This window comes from Flavobacterium crassostreae (assembly GCF_001831475.1).
In the GTDB taxonomy this organism is placed as follows: domain Bacteria; phylum Bacteroidota; class Bacteroidia; order Flavobacteriales; family Flavobacteriaceae; genus Flavobacterium; species Flavobacterium crassostreae.
Genome location: NZ_CP017688.1, coordinates 1,866,521 through 1,883,459 on the forward strand (window position 1 = coordinate 1,866,521; position 16,939 = coordinate 1,883,459).

Annotated in this window: 9 protein-coding genes and 1 CRISPR repeat array; of the genes, 4 read left to right on the forward strand and 5 right to left on the reverse strand. The window is 32.3% G+C overall.

Annotation, left to right across the window (positions count from 1 at the left end; genetic code table 11):
- Positions 1 to 58 precede the first annotated feature (58 nt).
- The 4 genes from ccoG to LB076_RS08355 are packed head-to-tail and all read left to right on the forward strand — an operon-like array spanning position 59 to position 2,958.
- Positions 59 to 1,477 (forward strand): cytochrome c oxidase accessory protein CcoG, encoded by a 1,419-nt coding sequence (ccoG, locus tag LB076_RS08340; RefSeq protein WP_066331531.1) that lies wholly within the window; start codon positions 59 to 61, stop codon positions 1,475 to 1,477.
- A gap of 47 nt (positions 1,478 to 1,524) precedes the next feature.
- Entirely contained in the window at positions 1,525 to 1,974 is a 450-nt protein-coding gene (locus LB076_RS08345) for a FixH family protein (protein ID WP_066331530.1), read from the forward strand.
- A gap of 17 nt (positions 1,975 to 1,991) precedes the next feature.
- A complete protein-coding gene (locus LB076_RS08350) occupies positions 1,992 to 2,693 on the forward strand; it encodes a sulfite exporter TauE/SafE family protein (protein WP_066331527.1) in 702 nt (233 codons plus the stop codon).
- Positions 2,694 to 2,721: 28 nt separating this feature from the next.
- Entirely contained in the window at positions 2,722 to 2,958 is a 237-nt protein-coding gene (locus LB076_RS08355) for an HP1242/YdcH family protein (RefSeq protein WP_066331525.1), read from the forward strand.
- Between the two features lie 124 nt (positions 2,959 to 3,082).
- Here LB076_RS08355 and hemN read toward each other — a convergent pair whose 3' ends face one another.
- The 5 genes from hemN to cas9 form a co-directional block, all read right to left on the reverse strand.
- The gene (gene hemN / locus LB076_RS08360; RefSeq protein ID WP_066331523.1) at positions 3,083 to 4,447 is read right to left on the reverse strand and encodes an oxygen-independent coproporphyrinogen III oxidase; all 1,365 of its coding nucleotides are present in this window, start codon (positions 4,445 to 4,447) and stop codon (positions 3,083 to 3,085) included.
- A 156-nt stretch (positions 4,448 to 4,603) separates the two neighbouring features.
- Positions 4,604 to 6,565: a DUF349 domain-containing protein gene (locus LB076_RS08365; RefSeq protein ID WP_066331522.1), complete on the reverse strand. Its 1,962-nt coding sequence runs from the start codon at positions 6,563 to 6,565 to the stop codon at positions 4,604 to 4,606.
- A 178-nt stretch (positions 6,566 to 6,743) separates the two neighbouring features.
- Positions 6,744 to 10,426: direct repeats of the CRISPR family, unit length 46 nt; unit sequence GTTGTGAATTGCTTTCAAAATTGTATTTTTACTTATAATTCCCAAC.
- A gap of 116 nt (positions 10,427 to 10,542) precedes the next feature.
- The gene (cas2, locus tag LB076_RS08370) at positions 10,543 to 10,890 is read right to left on the reverse strand and encodes a CRISPR-associated endonuclease Cas2 (protein WP_066331519.1); all 348 of its coding nucleotides are present in this window, start codon (positions 10,888 to 10,890) and stop codon (positions 10,543 to 10,545) included.
- 17 nt (positions 10,891 to 10,907) lie between these two features.
- On the reverse strand, positions 10,908 to 11,804 hold the full coding sequence (cas1, locus tag LB076_RS08375) for a type II CRISPR-associated endonuclease Cas1 (protein WP_066331516.1): 897 nt from the start codon (positions 11,802 to 11,804) through the stop codon (positions 10,908 to 10,910).
- 288 nt (positions 11,805 to 12,092) lie between these two features.
- On the reverse strand, positions 12,093 to 16,706 hold the full coding sequence (cas9, locus tag LB076_RS08380; protein ID WP_066331514.1) for a type II CRISPR RNA-guided endonuclease Cas9: 4,614 nt from the start codon (positions 16,704 to 16,706) through the stop codon (positions 12,093 to 12,095).
- Positions 16,707 to 16,939: the final 233 nt, after the last annotated feature.

Sequence of the window (16,939 nt, forward strand, 5' to 3'; positions counted from 1 at the left end):
AAGATAGTATGCCTTATAACAAGGGGCGTACTATCTTAAAATTATAAATACCATAGCAATGTCAAAATTACCAAACGAAGCATTTAGAGACACCATCGGAACGATTGATGAAGAAGGAAAAAGAAAATTCATTTTTCCTAAAAAGCCTTCAGGAAAATTGTATGATTATCGTAAATGGGTAAGTTACATCTTGTTACTAATTTTAATAGCCAATCCATTTATAAAAGTAAACGGAAACCAATTTATGCTCTTTAATATACTAGAGCGTCGTTTCAATATATTTGGTTTTCCATTTTGGCCGCAAGATTTTTACCTCTTTGTGCTTTTTATGATAGTAGGAGTGGTTTTTGTGATTTTGTTTACAGTGATTTTTGGACGCATATTCTGTGGATGGATATGTCCGCAAACTATATTTTTGGAGCTTGTCTTTAGAAGAATAGAATATTGGATAGAAGGCGATCGAGGAGCTCAAATTAGATTGTCCAAACAAGAATGGAACGCCGAAAAAATAAGAAAAAAAGGCTTTAAATGGTTTTTGTTTTTACTTATTTCCTTTGCAATAGCAAATGTATTTTTGGCCTATCTCATCGGTAGTGACGAACTAATGCAAATGATTGAAGAGGGCCCACAATCCCACCTAAGTACCTTAATTGCACTATCTATTTTTACGGGCGTTTTCTACTTTATATTTGTATGGTTTAGAGAGCAAGTTTGTATTATAGCCTGTCCTTACGGGAGATTACAGGGTGTTTTGTTAGACAATAAATCTATTAATGTAGCCTATGATTTTGTACGTGGAGAGAAAGAAGAAGGAAGAGCTAAATTTAATAAAAAAGAAGATAGAGCAACCACCGGAAAAGGAGATTGTATTGACTGCAAGCAATGTGTAAATGTTTGCCCAACAGGAATTGACATCCGTAACGGAACACAACTAGAATGCGTAAACTGTACTGCTTGCATTGACGAATGCGATACGATCATGGATAGCGTAGGATTGCCAAAAGGATTGATCCGCTATGCCTCTGAGGATGAAATTGAGAAAAAAGCCCCATTTAAATTTACCGCCCGAATGAAAGGATACTCTGCTATCTTATTAATTTTAGTAGGGATTTTGATAGGATTGTTGTTCTTGCGTACCGAGGTAGAAGCTACTATTTTAAGACTACCAGGGCAATTATTCCAGCACAAAGGAGATAATATTAGTAATGTTTTTACGTATAAAGTTATTAATAAAACCAACAATGACTTTAAGGACGTTCACTTTAAACTAGTAGGTATAAACGGAACCCTTAAGCTTGTAGGGAACCAACATTTGAACGTAGAAAAGCAAGGCATGAGTAGTGGTACGCTGTTTATAGAAATCAACGAAAACCTATTAGAGAATGATAAAACCAAGCTCAAGATAGAGGTCTATGATGGGGCTAAAAAGATAGAAACTAGTTTTACCAGTTTTTTAAGCCCACGTAGCTTTGATTAATACACAAATTACTTTAAAATTAGGTATTTCAGCAAAAAAAAAACAAAATGAAAATCAATTGGGGAACCGGAATTGTTATAGCCATAGTGTCCTTTATGGCGTTTATACTCTATTTTGTAATCAAAGTACAATCTAATTCTAAATACGATAATGAATTAGTAGTAGAAGAATATTACAAATACGATGCCGATTTTAGTCAAGAAATGCAAAGAGTACAAAACGCACATGACTTAGCACAAAAACCAGTAATAACAAAAACAGCAGAAGGCATTACTATAGTCTTTCCGTTAGTTTATGATCCTAAAAAAATAAAAGGAAATGTATCCCTTTATAGACCGTCTATGAAAAAATTAGATTTCGTAACTCCAATTTCGTTATCTAAACCAACTTTGCTCATACCTAAATCAAAATTGGTAGGCGGTCGTTGGGATATTAAAATGGAGTGGCAATATGACGGAAAACCATATTTAACCAAAGAGACTATTTATATCAATTGATCCTTTAGAGAATTACCATGCTATACACCGCCTTTATTTTTGGACTAATTAGTAGTTTACACTGCATCGGTATGTGTGGTCCCATAGCATTGATGCTTCCAGTAGATAGAAGTAATAAAGCAAAAAAGGTAATCCAAATAATGACCTATCATTTAGGACGAATAACCGCTTACGCCACCATTGGGCTTGTTTTTGGATTAGTTGGAAAAGGTTTCTTTATGGCAGGATTGCAGCAAAAAATGTCTATTATAATAGGCATTTGTATGATTGCTATTGTTTTGTTACCCGAACAAATTTTTGCAAAATATAATTTTTCAAAGCCTGTTTTTAAAATTATAGCCAAAGTCAAGCAGCAATTAGGCAAACAATTCAAGAACAAAAGTTACCAATCCTTATTTACCATAGGGTTACTCAATGGGCTTTTGCCCTGCGGAATGGTCTACGTTGCTTTGTTTGGCGCCATAGCCATGCAAAGTGCTAGTCTAGGAGTAGTTTACATGATTTTGTTTGGACTAGGAACCGTGCCCATGATGAGTAGCATTGTGTATCTGAACACTTTTATTAGCCTAGAGGTTCGTAATAAAATTCAAAAAACCATTCCTTATGTAGCCGTTTTTATTGGAGTACTTTTTATACTGAGAGGTCTAGGGCTAGGTATTCCGTATGTTTCACCCTCTAATATGAGTTTGTTTGTACAAGCTACTCCAAATTGTCATTAATTTAATAACCACTAATAAATCAATCAACATGGAAAGACATAATTTTGTCCACGAGTTTCCCGAGCATGCAGAAAAAATTCACCAACTAAAAGTAGAAAACAACCATTTCAGAAAATTATTTGATGAATACCACGAATTGGAGCATGAAATACACCGTATCAATACCGATACAGAGGCAGTTACAGATGCACACGCACACGAAGTAAAAGCAAAGTTTTTATTTTTAAAAGACGAATTATATAGCATCTTAACCAACAGTAACTAAAAGTAAATTATAGCCCCTACATAGGTGCCATTGCTTTTAATTTTAAAAAAAACCGCAAGTTCTAAATCTAGAATTTGCGGTTTTTTAGCATACCAAAAGGATTTTTTAGTACAAATAAAGCGTTTTAAATGGTCATAGAAAATAATTTAGTATCTGGAGCTTTTCGCTTTAAGCGCAAATCAAAAGCCATACATACATTACGCAAATAAGCCTTTCCGATTTCGGTAACCTGTATCGTGTTGTGGTTAATAAGTACTAATTGGTCTTTATCCATTTCTTCCAATTGGGCAATTACATCCGGAATTTCGTCAAAATAATGCGCAATATCTTTCCAAGAAGTCTCAAATTGACACATTAGATTAAGGATATGTTTTCTGATGATGAGATCCTCTGGCGTTAATAAATGCCCTCTGTATATAGGTAATTTATTCCACTCTAATAACTGGTAATAATCCTCTAAGTTTTTTTCATTTTGTGCAAAACTGTACCAACTATCACTTATAGAAGAAACCCCCAGGCCAATCATTAATTTTGTTTTGGAAGCACTATATCCCATAAAATTACGGTGTAATTTTCCGTTCTTAAAAGCGTTATATAAGCTATCTGTTGGTAGAGCAAAATGATCCATTCCTATTTCGTGGTAGCCATTTTTGAGTAGCAATTCTTTCCCTTTTTGATACAACTCTCTTTTCTCTTTATCTTTAGGGATATCTTCATCCCTAAAACCACGTTGCCCATTGCCTTTAATCCAAGGCACGTGTGCATAACTATAAAAAGCCAAACGATCTGGTTGCAAGGATTTTGTTTTTTCAATGGTATCAATCACGTCTTCTATATTTTGAAAAGGCAACCCAAAAATAATATCATGACCTATAGAAGTATACCCAATTTCTTTTGCCCACAAAGTAACCTTAGCCACATTATGAAAGGGCTGTTCTCTATGTATTGCTTTTTGTACCTTAGGAGAGTAATCTTGCACTCCAAAGCTAACTCTTCTAAAACCTAAGTCATATAATTTTTGTAAATGCTTTTGAGTAGTATTATTAGGATGGCCCTCAAAACTAAACTCATAATTTGTAGCCTTAGATCCATAGCTCAAAATACCTTGTATTAAATCTTCTAAATTTTTGGGCGAAAAAAAAGTAGGCGTACCACCACCCAAATGAATTTCTTTTATAATTGGTTTTTGATCTAAAACCTTGCAATAAAGCGACCATTCTTTTAAAACAGCCTGAATATAAGGATGCTCAACGTCATGATTTTTGGTTATGCGTTTGTTACAACCACAAAAGGTACACATGCTTTCGCAAAAAGGAAGGTGTATATACAGACTAATTCCGTCGGTGGCATTACTTTCTATAAAGGTTTTTTGTAGGGTATCCATCCAGTTTTGGTATACAAAATCCTCTTCGTTCCAATACGGAACAGTAGGGTAGCTGGTATATCTAGGCCCGGGAACATTATATTTTTGAATTAAAGCATTTTTCATTATATCACATTTAGCTATTGTTCAAAAGTAAAAGTATACCCTAAATATTAAAATGATAATTATCATGCTTCTAACCTAATAAAACCATTGTTTTGAACACAAAAAAACCTCAAACTATTGCTAGAATGAGGTTTGTTTTGGTTCTTTAAATCCAGTTTATTCTTGATTTAAGCTACGCAATTGATTTAGTTTTTCTTTCCAAACCTCTAAGCTTTCTTTATGGATGGCAATATTTTTGCGCACCTCCAATACAATAGAATTTTCTTTTTTAGCATTTTTGGTATTTGCAAAAAACTGGATGTTATTTTCTAATTGAAAAATCTCATTCTGAACTTCGTCAATTTTTCGTATCAAAAAAATCTTTTCGTTTTCTAGCTTACGGGTTTCATTATTTTCGGCTAAGTTATCCAGACGGTTGGTAAAACGCATCATATCTGTTTCCTTTTTGCTAAGACTTAATTTATCAAAAAGAGCATCTAAAATTTTATTAAACTTGCCTTCAATATGCCTCCTAGCATGGGGTACTCTTCCTAGATTTTTCCAGTTTTCAATATGTTGTTTAATGGCCTCTAGGTCTATTTTGTGATCTCCGGATAACTCAAACTCTCTTAAAGATTCTAAGTAGGTTTTCTTTTTGTCAAAAGATTCCATTTCTTCGGCAATGTTCTCACTCTTTTGCTCATTTAAACGATCAAAATAATGGTTGCAAGCAGCCTTGAACTCCGTCCAGACTTTGTCCGAAAATTTTCGAGGCACATGTCCAATTTTTTTCCATTCTTCTTGAATGTTCTTCATGATAGGCGTAGTGGCTTCAAAATCCGTATTATCTTGAAGTTCTTGCGCTTTTGCTACCAAGGCATTTTTTTTATTTAGATTTTCGTTTTGGTCTTTTTTTATTTCTTTATAAAAAGAGTTTTTAAAAGAATTAAAGTTTCTGACAGCAGTTTTAAAACTAGACCAAGTAGCTTCGTTTACCTCAGAGGGAACTTTTCCGGCCGCAAAAAAGGCAGTTCTCAAAGCCTCTACCTTTTCAATCTGAAGTAACCACTGGGAGTGTGCATGTACTTTAATGGTAGCCAAATCTTCAATCTCAGCTATGATTTGTTTTTTATTCTCTAGGTTTACTAGCTCTAATTCTCGTTGTTTTTCAAATAAAAGCTCTCTTTTGTCGTGCATTTTTTTAGTGAGATCACTAAATAAATTCCAGATTTCTTCACGGTGCTCTTTAGATACAGGCCCTATGTCCTCTTTCCACATTCTGTGTAGGTCTTGCAGTTCTCTAAAGGCTTTATTGACATCCTCTTCATTCAAAAGTTCTTGAACCCGTAACACAATTTTTTGTTTTTGTTCTAAATTATGTTTAAAATCTAAATCTCTTGCTTCTCTATCTAAGTGTAGGTAATCGTAAAAGTTTTCTACATGAAAATGGTAATTATTCCAGACATGATTGTATTTGTCCTTAGGGATGGAACCTGCATTTTTCCATCTCTCACGCAATTCATTAAAATGCTTTAAGGTATCTTTGATATTTTCTTGCGGATTGATTAACTCCTTTAGTTCTTCCACTATAGCAAGCCTATTCTCAAGATTGGATTTTAAGTTGGTTTGTAAACTCTTAAAATGCGTATTCTTTTTATTTTTGAAGGTAGTATACAATGCATCAAATTGTGCCTTCAGAGGCAAATGATATTCAAAATCTTCGGTGCTATCTGGATTTTCAGCCTGAAATTCTTCTTTCTTCTCTTCAATAAAATGGGTGTATTTTGCTAAAAAAGATTTTTTAATTTCATCCACATGTTCTTTAACAGACATTATTTTATCAGAGCCAGCAATGATATTTAATGCCTCAACGAGATCTACCATAGATAAAGAGTCATAATCCTGCATGGGTATTTCATGGCGCTCTTTCAGGGTTTGGTCTTCGCTTTCTTCGGCGTTAGAAGCATCAATAGAACGCAGTGCCCTTTGTGAATCCTGCTCTAAGGATTGCTCACTTATTCCAGCAATTGTATTTTCCGTTGCGTCTTTTTCAGGAGCTGTGGTTTGTTTTTTTTCGAGAGACTCTAGTGCTGATTTTCCATCTGCATTTTGCAGGTTATCATTCTTTTCTTCTAACATTGGTTCAATGTTTAAGGTTGCTAATAAATTGAACTCGAAAGATAGTAAAGCAGTATTAAATAAAAAAATAATTATCTAATTAAGAGTGGTTTTAGGGTACAAAAAGGTTTTTTTATTTCTCAGAATATAACATCCCAAAATTACATTTAAATTTCAGAGGTATAAATTAGTAGCTCCAATTGTGAATTGCTTTCAAAATTGTATTTTTACTTATAATTCCCAACTGAGAAGTAAATGGGAAGCGCACAACTCGGGTTGTGAATTGCTTTCAAAATTGTATTTTTACTTATAATTCCCAACTTGCAGCAAGTACTTTTTTAAAGCTGGTAAGTTGTGAATTGCTTTCAAAATTGTATTTTTACTTATAATTCCCAACTTATCTTCGATTAATTCATCGTTTCCGCTAGTTGTGAATTGCTTTCAAAATTGTATTTTTACTTATAATTCCCAACGGAGCAGATAAACAAAGAGCTGGAACAGCAGTTGTGAATTGCTTTCAAAATTGTATTTTTACTTATAATTCCCAACTTTCCATTTTGTTTTGTTTTTTAGTTCAATGTTGTGAATTGCTTTCAAAATTGTATTTTTACTTATAATTCCCAACAGCAGCTTCCAAAGCTTATTGAGCGGATCAGTTGTGAATTGCTTTCAAAATTGTATTTTTACTTATAATTCCCAACCTTGCTGATAATAACGACATTAGAAGCATCGTTGTGAATTGCTTTCAAAATTGTATTTTTACTTATAATTCCCAACGGTAGTTGAAGCAAGCATCCCGTTGGCTAGTTGTGAATTGCTTTCAAAATTGTATTTTTACTTATAATTCCCAACAAACAATTATGGAAAAATACGTAATGTTTGGTTGTGAATTGCTTTCAAAATTGTATTTTTACTTATAATTCCCAACACGCTTGTTTGCTGCTGAAGTATTAATGAAGTTGTGAATTGCTTTCAAAATTGTATTTTTACTTATAATTCCCAACACGACGAGAAAAACGTTTGTACTGTTACTTGTTGTGAATTGCTTTCAAAATTGTATTTTTACTTATAATTCCCAACGCGGAAATAGAGAATTAATGAAGTTTATTGTTGTGAATTGCTTTCAAAATTGTATTTTTACTTATAATTCCCAACTGACACCTCGGTTAATGCTTTAATCTTGTTGTTGTGAATTGCTTTCAAAATTGTATTTTTACTTATAATTCCCAACCGGCTGGTTATTTCGCTACCAACGGAAACGGTTGTGAATTGCTTTCAAAATTGTATTTTTACTTATAATTCCCAACACGTTAAGAAAACCAAAGGAGATTTTGACAGTTGTGAATTGCTTTCAAAATTGTATTTTTACTTATAATTCCCAACAAAAGTATGATTATAAACGTGAAATATGATGTTGTGAATTGCTTTCAAAATTGTATTTTTACTTATAATTCCCAACAAAAACGGCAAAGCTTAGTTCCGAAGATTTGTTGTGAATTGCTTTCAAAATTGTATTTTTACTTATAATTCCCAACATTCATGGGGCAATTTTGTTGCTAGCTTAGGTTGTGAATTGCTTTCAAAATTGTATTTTTACTTATAATTCCCAACCACCTCAGGGATTATTCCGAAAGGATTAAGTTGTGAATTGCTTTCAAAATTGTATTTTTACTTATAATTCCCAACTTTTAACAACTTAAGTATTTCATCAAGAATGTTGTGAATTGCTTTCAAAATTGTATTTTTACTTATAATTCCCAACTAGCACTTGTGGCTTCATCGGTCACTTTTTGTTGTGAATTGCTTTCAAAATTGTATTTTTACTTATAATTCCCAACAGTTTCTGTTTTGGGGCGAGTACTTACTAGTTGTGAATTGCTTTCAAAATTGTATTTTTACTTATAATTCCCAACTACCAAATAATCGGTATTGCGATTAATAAGTTGTGAATTGCTTTCAAAATTGTATTTTTACTTATAATTCCCAACATTTGAAACTAAAGAAAAAAGAGCATACCTGTTGTGAATTGCTTTCAAAATTGTATTTTTACTTATAATTCCCAACCCCAATTATCGGCTAAACCTACGGCAGATAGTTGTGAATTGCTTTCAAAATTGTATTTTTACTTATAATTCCCAACGGCTAACTATTCCGAAATGCTTGCGTACTGTTGTGAATTGCTTTCAAAATTGTATTTTTACTTATAATTCCCAACTCAATGGGCTAAGACAGACTCAGTTTTCAGTTGTGAATTGCTTTCAAAATTGTATTTTTACTTATAATTCCCAACAGAAGCGAAAAAAGAAAAGTTAAAAGCAAGTTGTGAATTGCTTTCAAAATTGTATTTTTACTTATAATTCCCAACTAAGGGGCTGGCTAATCGTACTAAGTGGCGTTGTGAATTGCTTTCAAAATTGTATTTTTACTTATAATTCCCAACTACAATTAAAAGCGATGCTACTTAAAAAGAGTTGTGAATTGCTTTCAAAATTGTATTTTTACTTATAATTCCCAACTTTTTTCAATTTCCAACTCCATAAATTCGGGTTGTGAATTGCTTTCAAAATTGTATTTTTACTTATAATTCCCAACGATATGACGGCAGGCAGTATCAAGAGCCGGTTGTGAATTGCTTTCAAAATTGTATTTTTACTTATAATTCCCAACACACCTCAGGCATAATACCGAGAGGTTTAAGTTGTGAATTGCTTTCAAAATTGTATTTTTACTTATAATTCCCAACTGTACGCTTCGGTTGCACCCTCTTTTCCTAGTTGTGAATTGCTTTCAAAATTGTATTTTTACTTATAATTCCCAACTTAGAAACTTGGCTGAGTTTCCTGAGATGTGTTGTGAATTGCTTTCAAAATTGTATTTTTACTTATAATTCCCAACACACTATTCCACGTGCTACGGAGCTTATATGTTGTGAATTGCTTTCAAAATTGTATTTTTACTTATAATTCCCAACAATATTTATTTCGATGTTAGCGGATTAATGTTGTGAATTGCTTTCAAAATTGTATTTTTACTTATAATTCCCAACGAGGCTAAATATTCCGAAATGCTGGCATACGTTGTGAATTGCTTTCAAAATTGTATTTTTACTTATAATTCCCAACCTACATTCTTTTAATATTCGGACGTATTCAGTTGTGAATTGCTTTCAAAATTGTATTTTTACTTATAATTCCCAACACAAATCAATTCTCAATTTCTCAGGTAAGCGTTGTGAATTGCTTTCAAAATTGTATTTTTACTTATAATTCCCAACAACTTGCGAAAAAAGGCTCTGCTGATGAAGGTTGTGAATTGCTTTCAAAATTGTATTTTTACTTATAATTCCCAACTTAATTTCCACAGCCAATCATACCACCCCGGTTGTGAATTGCTTTCAAAATTGTATTTTTACTTATAATTCCCAACTAAATGGATGGATGGAAAAACAGATTCTTTGTTGTGAATTGCTTTCAAAATTGTATTTTTACTTATAATTCCCAACTCAGTTCAAATTCTCGTTATCGGCTACCACGTTGTGAATTGCTTTCAAAATTGTATTTTTACTTATAATTCCCAACCAGACAACCAAAAGAGCGTTCTGGCACTGAGTTGTGAATTGCTTTCAAAATTGTATTTTTACTTATAATTCCCAACTGAATCAAGTTTTCACATTACCCACAGGCTGTTGTGAATTGCTTTCAAAATTGTATTTTTACTTATAATTCCCAACCGGAGCAGTTGGTAAACAAGGTATCACTTCGTTGTGAATTGCTTTCAAAATTGTATTTTTACTTATAATTCCCAACCTAAGCCTTTCACAAATAATGCCGCCCCCTGTTGTGAATTGCTTTCAAAATTGTATTTTTACTTATAATTCCCAACATACCGCGATTTAATCGTTTGATATGTTGGTAGTTATGGGTTTGTTTAGAAAATAAAAATGGATTCTTAAATAGTGCTAATCTTCAGCTTGTTGTAGGTTTTTGGAATTCTAATTTTTAAAAAAGTTCCAATTGTTGCGAAGGTTTATCTGTTTCTACCGGCTTTTTGCCATAAAAAAGTTCCATCATTCCAAATTGCTTGTCCGTTATTTGCATCACACCAATTTTGCCGTGCTCGGGTAAACTATTCCTAATTCGTTTGGTGTGTACTTCGGCATTTTCTTTACTGGCACAAAAACGCATATAGATAGAAAATTGAAACATAGAAAATCCATCGTCCAATAATTTCTTTCGAAATCCACTGGCAATTTTGCGCTCTTTGCGTGTTTCTGTAGGCAGGTCAAAAAATACTAATATCCACAAACTTCTATATTGATTTAATCGGGTGTACTGTTTGTCAAACATATTTATTTCAAAGCTGTTTAACCGTAGACAGGATACATTATTTTTCGTGCTGTTCCTTCAAAACATTCCTGTAAGGAATGCGTAGTGCGGCTCATGGCAACCATCAACGGACTGTTTTTGCCATCTATAATTACATCAATGGTAGCAATACTCAGTAATCGTTTTTTGATTTCGATAGTCAATTCGTCATAGTGATCTTCGGTTTCCATAATGTGGCATACTATTAAATCAACATACGGTCGATAGGGTTCCATAATATCATCAGCAAGGCAATAGGCATTGTATTTATTGCGATGAAAAATCCCAAGCGTGGGCAACATCCCCGAGCTTACAATAGCGCGGGCGGTAATGGCTCGCAGAATAGCATAGCCATAATTAAGCAGGTTGTTAGGTGGAATTCCTTTTTGTCCTCGAGTAAAATTTGCAACAGGAATAAGATTTTTCCAATAAAATGCTGCAGCTCTAGATTCGTGATTCAGCGCATCTCCTGAGGTCACTTCCTTGGACCAAATCTCCATTTTGCGACAAGGAATCCCTTTCTCTTTTAATACCCCCGCTTGGTTCCTAATTTTGGAACTAATGGTTTGTTGCCATAAATTTTTTTTGAGTGGGGCAGAAGCATTAATTTGATTCCTGAATCGTTCGCTTTGTTCCGTATGGCCATTAAGTGGCATCAACAACCCGATCGGTAAATGGTATTGGTCACAATTGATCAGTGCTACATTGTTGTTTGTTAGTTTTTCGAGCAAGCCATTGGTGATGGTTATTTGTTGGTTTTCTAGAACAAGGACACCAACATCTTCAATGGCTACTGTTTTGGTCTCTTGTTCTTTATCAGGATAAGAGATCACTATTTGTTCATTTTTGGTACTCAGATAGGCTGGGTTGCCAAAAAAAAGCGTTCTTTTGATCATTTTTTTGATGTTTTAAATTCACAATCTATTTTGGCTAAAGCCAATATGGAATATTTTTTAATGTTGAATGGGTTGTATAACAATGTTTTAAAACCTGTTATTTTGAAAAATAATATTGTCATCATTTTAAAATTGTCTACAGCATTCAATTGCTTCCAGCTTTAGCTGGAGGGAAAAAGATTATTTATTAAAAGGATTTGCTTTAGCCGAATTATTTTGGCTAAAGCCCTCATTTTGTGTTTGTATGTTTTAGATTGGGTTGAAGCGCAATCCTATTGAAGGCGTATATTATTTGATTATTTTTATAACCTTTCCCAATCGGTCAACTTCTAATTTCCAACAAATAGATTTTATCATTACAGGTTTTTCTTTTCCATCAAATATTATGTTGAAATTATTGAAATTTAACATACGTTCATTTTTATTATTAGAGCCATTTTCATTAGAAATAATTTCTTTTGAGTAATTATTCGGTACAAAATGTCCCTCTCCTCCTGTGCAACTTACAAACTTATATATGCGTACAGTTTGCTCTTTATTAAGATTTTTAAAATAAACACCATTTAAATATCCAATTTCATCTTCCAATGGAATGTAAACCAAATCGTTTGGAGAAAGAGTAAATAAAAGTCTATTTCCATTTTCATCAATTTCTAATGCTGCATTTAATCCTTGTTTTTGCCTTTCAATTACTTCGTTAAAAGGAATAGTTTTGTAATTTCTTTTTTTATCATCATTTTCATAAACTGCAAAAAATAAGTTTGTGCCTTTTGCAGTTTCAACAAATTTATTTATTTTATTTCCTACTTCACCTAAAGGGAATTTATTGCCTTCTTCAAAAATCCTTACTTTTTTGATTGGCTGATGATTTTTACCATCATTTAAAAAAGTAATGTTTTTATTCAAATCTTCAAGACCATTTTCAGAAAAGGCTATTTCATGTGGAGCTAATTTTTTACCATTTTCATCAACTGTATTTTGATATTTTTCTTGTTTAAGATGATTCAATAGAATTTTTTGGATACCCGTATCTGTTATCTTTTGTATCTTTTTTTCGTCAAAAGTGATATCAAGTATTTTTCTTGTGGCTGTCGCTTCTAGCGTTTCATAAATCTGGATTTTATCAATCGCTTTGTCGTTTATCATTACAGGAAAAGCTTTGAGATGTTTTTTTAAGCCGGCTATATTGTTTGGATAAAGTTTAATTTTAGCTTTAAGTTGTTTTTTTACCTCTTTATCAACAATCAGTTCAACCTGTTCAATTGCGTTTGCTATAGTTATATGACTTTGTTTAATACGTTTTAAAAATACTTTACCACTAACGGTCTCAGCATGAAGTGGTTTTCTAATTGCCCAATTGTCTCCTTTGGTTTGCGTAATAACTTTCTTTTGTGGCAATCCATTTGCATCAACATTCAAATTGCCGTTTTCATCTTTATAACTCACATACTTGTTTACCGTTTTGTTGATAACTCTAGTATTTTGCTTAAAACTAACGATTGTCGTGTTTAGTTTGTCTTGGGCTTCTTTTGTGAATTTTTCCCAAGGTTTATGAAATTCCCATTTATAATTTCCATTACTATCAGGTTTAGTTTTGAAACACAATTTATTTCTTAATTCATGTTTTACAGCTTTGTCATCTGTATCTTTTGCATTTAGATTGTTCAAATAATTAATATGAGTTCTATTCACACAAGCAATAACCAGAGCATCCAATGCATGATGCCTGTGGTCAATTCTTTTTTTGGTAAAACCTTTTGCAATAGCATCTGGCACAGTAGTTTGAAAAACTCTTTTACCTTCATTACCATAAGCATCTTTTTTCAATTCAAATTGTCCAAAGTCATTTGAATTTGTAAGTGTATTTAAGCGTTCAAAACGAGGGCTTACTATAGTATTCCAAACATCGTTTAGCCCCCAATCTTGTTTCATTCTGGAGGTTATACTTCCGTTTAGCGAAACAACATGTTTTGACGTTACTTCTTGCTCATCTTCTTCACGAACAATTTTACTCAATAAATTTTTTACTATTTTACTAATGTATTTGGTATCGTTTAGTTGTCTGGATATAAATTGTTCTGGAATTTCTTCGGTTAGCAATCTTTTTTGTTTGTTTTTATTTTTAGAATAATAACTAATGATATGTTGGTTGTAAGCTTCTTTAGTGAAAATTTTAACGGTTTCGCCACCTGTTAAGGTTACTATTCTATTTTCATTAGTAAGTATAAATTCTAAGGCTGTCATATTACTTTTTAGCTCATTAACTTCGGATTCACAAATCACTTTATTGGATAACGAATCGTCAAAAAATCGGGATTGTGGTATAATATGTTCTATTTGGTATTTGGTTGTAAATAACTCGCTCATAGGAATTAGTTTTCCGGTATAGGGCGATGCATAACCCTGTTCTAACCACAATTTATATTTGATTATTTCAGAAGTAGTAGGTTTAGCATTTTTTCTAATTTTATCAACTTCCTCTAGTTTTTCTTTACGGCTTTCATTGTTATAAACTCCTTCTTCGTAAATTTTTAAAATCTCTTGTTGACTAGGAGAATAGGGACGTATATCGCTAACTCCATCGTTTTTCAATTCGGTCAATATGGCTTTAATTCTTAGATTTGTGTTTTCGTTTTCAGAAACTTTTTTAGATATTTTTTCACGAGTAGCTTTGTCGTTCTTCATTTCCCGCCCTAATTCAATATGAATTTCATTAAAGAAATTTTCTTTTCCTTCTCCATATTGTAGCCAAATATCTTTAACCACTCGCAAGGTTTCGGTAATTACTTGCTCCACAATTGGGTTTCTTAAAGAATGTTGTTTAAATTCATGTTTTAAAAATTTTTCAATATCTGCGGGAGTTTTCCACTTAGAAACATCGCTGGCTTCGCTATGCTTATCATAAACAATATACGAAGCCAACCACAAAGGCAAGTCTTTAAAATCGTCAATTTTATGTAAGTCTATCGCTTTTTCACGCACCCTATTTCTAATTTTTTCATCAAATTCGCCTGTTTGGATTTTATCTATTCTATCCAGAGTCTTAATATCTATGTTTTTTGCATCCCAATAACTACCAAAACGCATTAAAGGCAACAATTTCTTTATAGCTTTTTCTGAAAAAGAACCATATTCTTTTTTATACGGTTTTATTTTAGAAAAATTTATAATGAATTCATTGGGCAAATTATGCCTTTTGGCAAAAGTGGTTATTGCTTTTGTAATTTCAATTTTATCAGTAACCGAATATAAAATATGCCATAAATCTTGGGTGTTTTTAGTGTTGAAAAAGGATTTATCGACGTCAATTTTTGCAATAGCATTCAAAAATTGGTTTCTGGTTTCATTACATGGATAACCTTTGTCTTCTACAAAATTCCATCGGTGTTTGTCTTCTTTTAATTTGAAATTTACTAAAAACTGTTTTTGATTAATTTCGGCTTTATCATTCAACCAATTAAAAAGTTTTTCAACATCGTTTTCTGATTTTAGATAATCATTGGTAACCTCAACATCGTCTACAACACCTCTTTTATAAATTTTTAGATTTTTGACAAATTGCAACAATCTAAACTCTTGAAAAATAGGATTGGATCGTGCAATACATTTGAGTGCTTTTGCAATTTGTTTTCCATCGGTATCTTTTACCAAAACACCATTTTTATTTTTTATTGGCCGAAACTCTAAACTACAATCACTTATTAAGGACGTTTTGCTTTTTAGTGGTCTTTGATAAAAAATAATATCGTCCAAAAATAAGTAGTCAAAACCGCGGTCTTTGATACTGTTTTTATGAGAGTCGTTATTTTTGTATAATTCGTCAATACATTTTTTATACAAAATTTTGTCATTTAAAACATCAGAATGAAACTCCAGTTGCTTTTTCAGAATTTCTCTGAGTTCGTCTTTATAATATTTTCTTTCTATTGTCCGTACTAATTCTCCTTTTATTTTTTGATTCGGATTCTTTAATAAGGCATCATAAATATATGCTCCAACAGATTTATCACTTTGATTAATAGTTTTTTCCGTTCTTATTTTGATAAGCCCCCAGTCATCCTCTTTTGGGGATCGAAAACTTCTTTTTTCTTCATTGTCTTTGGTCAATTTTACACTTCCATCATCATTATATTCTGTTGTCACAATAAAACTTTTCGTCTTACCAATCCAATCAGCTAAAGAAATTTTACTTTCACGTTTATAAATCCATCCGTTTTCTAAAATAACATTATACCATGTTCCTGATTTTCCTTTATCTCTTTCAATAATATCGGTTACCAATAGCGTATGAAATTCTTCTTTCTTATTTTTGTTTTCTTCTTTTTCCTCACCACGCAATTGATAATAACCTCTTTTTTGATTAAAATTAAGTAGGATCCAAGCCAGTTCTTCTTTAGAAATTTTTTCTGTCAGTGCTTTTTTTCTCAAATAATAAATAGTCCAATCATAAGGGATGTTTTTTATAGTTGGATAGTAAGTTTGAAATTCAGTGAGCATTTCTTGATGACTTTTTGTAAAAATAAATTGGTTTTTACCACTTTCATTTTTATAAAAAGATATTTTTTGTTCTCTTTCGGGTTTAAATTGACCTAACTTTTTATCAAAATCAATAGCTTCTGAATATTGTTTAGGTAATAACTCAAGAATATGTAGCACTCTGTGTAGTCGTTCCCGTCTTAGTAAAAAACGTTGTACCAACCTCCTTTTTCCACGATATTCTGTACGTTGTGCCGTTTGTGAAAGAGATACACCGCTATCAAATTTTCCTAAAATGTCTTGACTCATGGGGATAATACGGCTTCCTAGCCCTTCGATAGTTCCTTTTTTAGTATCAAAATCATTTGTAGTTAACGCCCATCCAATACTATTTGTCCCCAAATCCAAACCTAATATTTTCTTCATTTTATAGTTGTTTTCTCATTTTTTATATCAATTGTTAAATATAAAGATAAGAAAAAGAATATTTTTACGGGAAACCGTAAACCAATTTTAAAATTTTTGTTGTACTATTGTACTACAATTTTGAAGCAATTCACAATAAGGATTATTCCGTTGTGAAAACATTCAAAGCGGCCTCACAAGGGTCGCTTTTTTATGGCTTAAACTGGATTTTTTATTTTAAACTTATAAAAAAT